Consider the following 3,302-nt stretch of genomic DNA (forward strand, 5'->3'; position numbering starts at 1 on the left):
CGCGCCCGACCTCAACCCGGTCGAGGGCCTGTGGGCGCACATCAAGCGGAGCCTGGCCAACCTGGCCGCCCGCACCCTCAACGAGCTGGAGACTCCGCTCCGCAGGCGACTCAAAGCGCTGCAGTACCGGCACGGCACCCTCGGCGGATTCCTCGCCGGGACGGGCCTCGCTCTCGACAGACCGGACAGACCCTAATACGCCGAAGTCAGTACTGGTCGAGCCTCCGGCTCGGCCAGCTTTGCGCAGCTCCGGCCAACTAGAACGCTGAGTGTGCGTGAAGCGTGGGCGGGGGAGAAGGAGCGGTGGGAGGGAGAAGGAAGCCAGATGGTCCACCTCCCTCCCGTAGACGTCATGTCGCTGCGTTCGCACTGTCTTGTGAGGCGTCTTCCTTGGAGTGCGGCTTCAGGACGCCCCGCCCCCGCGTACGGTCTATCTCGCGCCACTCCGGCCGCAGTCCAGCCAGATTCGTGGTGAAGAAGTACGCGGCGCCGCAGGCGAGCAGCACCGGCACGAGTCCGACAGCGGCCACCGCCGCCCCTGCGAGCAGCCCGCCGAGAGGGATGCCGGCCCAGGCCAGCGAGTCACCGAGGGCGTTGACCCGGCCCAGCATCCGGCGCGGCACCCGCTCGACGAGGACGGCTCCCAGCACTGGGTTGACGAAGCCGGCGCCGAACCCACTGATGGCGAAGACGGCCAGTACCACCCCCCACGGGGCGTCGAAGGTGAGGATCAGGAACCTCGGTGCCCCGGCCAGCAGGAACCCGGTGAGAACCACCACCCGCCGCCGCAGCCGGTGCGCGACCACCGCGGCGATCAGGCTCCCGCCGACCGCCGCGGCCCCCATCACGCTGCCCATCAGGCCGATCGTGGTCGGCCCGTTGCCGGACTCCCTGGCCCAGACAGGTACGAGCACCGAGGTGATCGCCGCGTCCAGCAGGTTGGTGATGCCGCACATGACGATGACGGTGAGCAGCAGCGGCTCGCCGCGCAGGAAGGTGAAGCCTTCGCCGAACCGCCGCCAGTAGCCCGGTCCGGTCCCCTCGGCCGGCGAGGGGGCTTCCTCGGCCGCATGCCCCATGCCGCGAGGAAGCGCGAGTTTGATGATCACCGATCCGAGGGCGAAGCAGCCCGCGTTGACGGCGAGCCCCGTCAAGGGTCCGAGCAGCGCCACCAGGGACCCGCCGACCGCCAGGCCGACGGTGGAGGCGAGCCGCTCGATCACACCGGCCAGACCGGTGGCCCGCTCCAGCGGCACCCGGCCGCGCTCAGCCGCCCCCGGGACCATCACCTCCTTGGCCAGGTCGCCGGGTCCCCGGATCGCGCCGATCAGCGCGACCAGAACCAGCAGAAGGGGAAAGGACAGCAGGTCCAGGGTGTGGAGCAGGGGAACCGCGGCGGCGGCGGTCGCGCTGGCCAGATCGGTGGTCCAGGAAACGGCCCGCGGGCCGATCCGGTCCACCAGCGGCCCGGTGAACGCCTTGACCACCACGTAGGGAGTCATCTCGCAGAAGGCGACCAGTCCGGTCTGGGTGGCACTGCCGGTGGTGACGAGGACGAACCAGGGCAGTGCCACAGCGGAGATCCGAGTGCCGGTCAGCGACACGGCCATGGCCGCCAGCACCCCGCCCAGCGGTCGTAAGGACCTCTTGCCGGGTATGCCGCCGACCTCCGAGGCGTCGTCGGTCATGACGTCGGGTTCCCTTCCTCTTCCTGAGGGCGGGAAGGGAACGACGACACGGCAGGCACATCCAGTTCGGGCAGGATCTGCGTGATCACGGCAACCCGCTCGGCCCCCGCCGGGGCACTTGCCGCCGTCTCCGGCGCGTCTCGCCGGTAGCGCGCGATGACTTCCGCCAACTCCCGGTACAGGACGGCGGCCTCTTCCGGCGTAAGCCGCAAAGCCCAGTCGCTCATGTCGAAGGTGTTCCGCCATGCGCGGGGCATCGTCTGAAGCCCATTCAGGGCCTGCTGCGTGCGCAGGGTGCAGATGGCGGCGACGGACTGCTGGTAGGCCAGTGCGGCTTCGGGCTCCCGCTCGGCCAGCTCCGGATCGTTGAACCAGGTAGTCCGGTGCACCGAACGCCACCAGCGCTCCCGAGCGTTGCCGCGTTCGGTGTCCTCCTCGACGAAACCGGCCGTGTCGAGTTGCCGGAGGTGGTAGCTGGCCGTGCCGGAATTCACGCCCAGCCGCTCCGCGAGGCGGGTGGCCGTCGACGGGCCGTACTTCCGCAGCAGGCCGACCACCTGCACGCGCACCGGATGCGCCAGGGCACGCAGCCCCTTGGCATCCAGGACAACCGAGTCCTCTTCAACGTTCGGGCCATCCGGCCTCTCCACTGCATCAGCCATGCGACACACCGCAGTCCGCAAAGAGTTCTTCGCGAAGAACTCTTCGCGGTTCAGCTCGCTTGCGAGGGGCCGCTGCTCAAATGTGCTGACCCGCCTGCCCTCTGGTCGACGGAAACTCGCGCTCTTGGGGTGCGGCGGCGCGCGGGGCCGGTAGCTCCTCAGCCCTGGCGGGCTCGCGGTGCCCCGGCGGGGCGGTTGGCCGCCGTAGGAGGCTGTGAGCAGTTCGCCGCCTACGAAGGAAAGGCGTGGTTGGGGCCGGAGAGAGGTTGCTGGAGGCACACACGCCCGCTCGGTTGCCTGCGGGCATCGTCGTGGCTGGCTTTCGGCGGCTCGGCCAGGACAGGACGGGTGGACCTCCCCCTGGTCTTACCTCCGTCGCGGTTGAGACGGGCCAGGAGTTGCTTGGCGACGGTTCAGCGGCGCACCGTTTTGTTGCTGGTCAGAACGCTGGCTTCGTTGACTAGTCGGCCTCCGCCCGACCGAGCGGGTGAATGCTGCCTGAGCTGCGATTCTCCGGTCATTCAACTCCGCTGCGCAATACGATGCTTGGGGGGACTCGGGGAGCCTGAGGGGGACAGGTATGGCAGACGGGATGGACCTGGCGACTACTGCGGTGGAGGCGGTGGCACAGGCGGCTGCCGCTGCGGCGACCGCGGCTGGCGGTGCGGCAGGCAACGTGGCCGTCGATCTGGTGCGCAGCCGATTGAGCAGCGTCGACCAGGGAGTCGAAGCCATGTCGGCGGTGGAACAGACACCGGACGATCCCGATGCGCGCTCGCGGTTGCGCGAGAAGCTATCGGAGGTGCTGTCCGAAGATCCGGCGTTCACCGCGTATCTGGCGAGCGTCCTGGCCCCGCCTGTCGGCGTACGGACTTTTCTCCCCAGTTGCGTACGGAGGAATGCCCCCAGCTCTGACCACGGGCAGCGGCAGCACGGCAGAGGATCTCGGTTG

The 3,302-nt window shown here is 69.4% G+C and carries 2 protein-coding genes and 2 pseudogenes; 2 read left to right on the top strand and 2 right to left on the bottom strand.

What is annotated here, in order from left to right; translation table 11 throughout:
• Positions 1-196, top strand: a pseudogene (locus tag ACFYY7_RS45485) (IS630 family transposase); the annotation flags it as partial.
• Positions 197-350: 154 nt separating this feature from the next.
• On the opposite strand, the gene ACFYY7_RS45490 reads toward ACFYY7_RS45485, so the two are convergent.
• Together ACFYY7_RS45490 and ACFYY7_RS45495 are read right to left on the bottom strand one after the other, a co-directional pair.
• Positions 351-1,688 (bottom strand): MFS transporter, encoded by a 1,338-nt coding sequence (locus ACFYY7_RS45490; RefSeq protein ID WP_388672314.1) that lies wholly within the window; start codon positions 1,686-1,688, stop codon positions 351-353.
• Positions 1,685-2,350: an ArsR/SmtB family transcription factor gene (locus ACFYY7_RS45495; RefSeq protein WP_388672317.1), complete on the bottom strand. Its 666-nt coding sequence runs from the start codon at positions 2,348-2,350 to the stop codon at positions 1,685-1,687. The genes ACFYY7_RS45490 and ACFYY7_RS45495 overlap by 4 nt, the downstream gene beginning before the upstream one ends.
• A 580-nt stretch (positions 2,351-2,930) precedes the next feature.
• On the opposite strand from ACFYY7_RS45495, the pseudogene ACFYY7_RS45500 reads away from it, so the two are divergent.
• A pseudogene (locus ACFYY7_RS45500) lies at positions 2,931-3,302 on the top strand (hypothetical protein); the annotation flags it as partial.

This window comes from Streptomyces sp. NPDC001933 (assembly GCF_042890955.1).
Lineage (GTDB): Bacteria > Actinomycetota > Actinomycetes > Streptomycetales > Streptomycetaceae > Streptomyces.

Coding starts and splice junctions, on each gene's coding strand:
- ACFYY7_RS45495 (WP_388672317.1), bottom strand. CDS start 2,350: ATGGCTGATGCAGTGGAGAGGCCGGATGGCCCGAACGTTGAAGAGGAC.
- ACFYY7_RS45490 (WP_388672314.1), bottom strand. CDS start 1,688: ATGACCGACGACGCCTCGGAGGTCGGCGGCATACCCGGCAAGAGGTCC.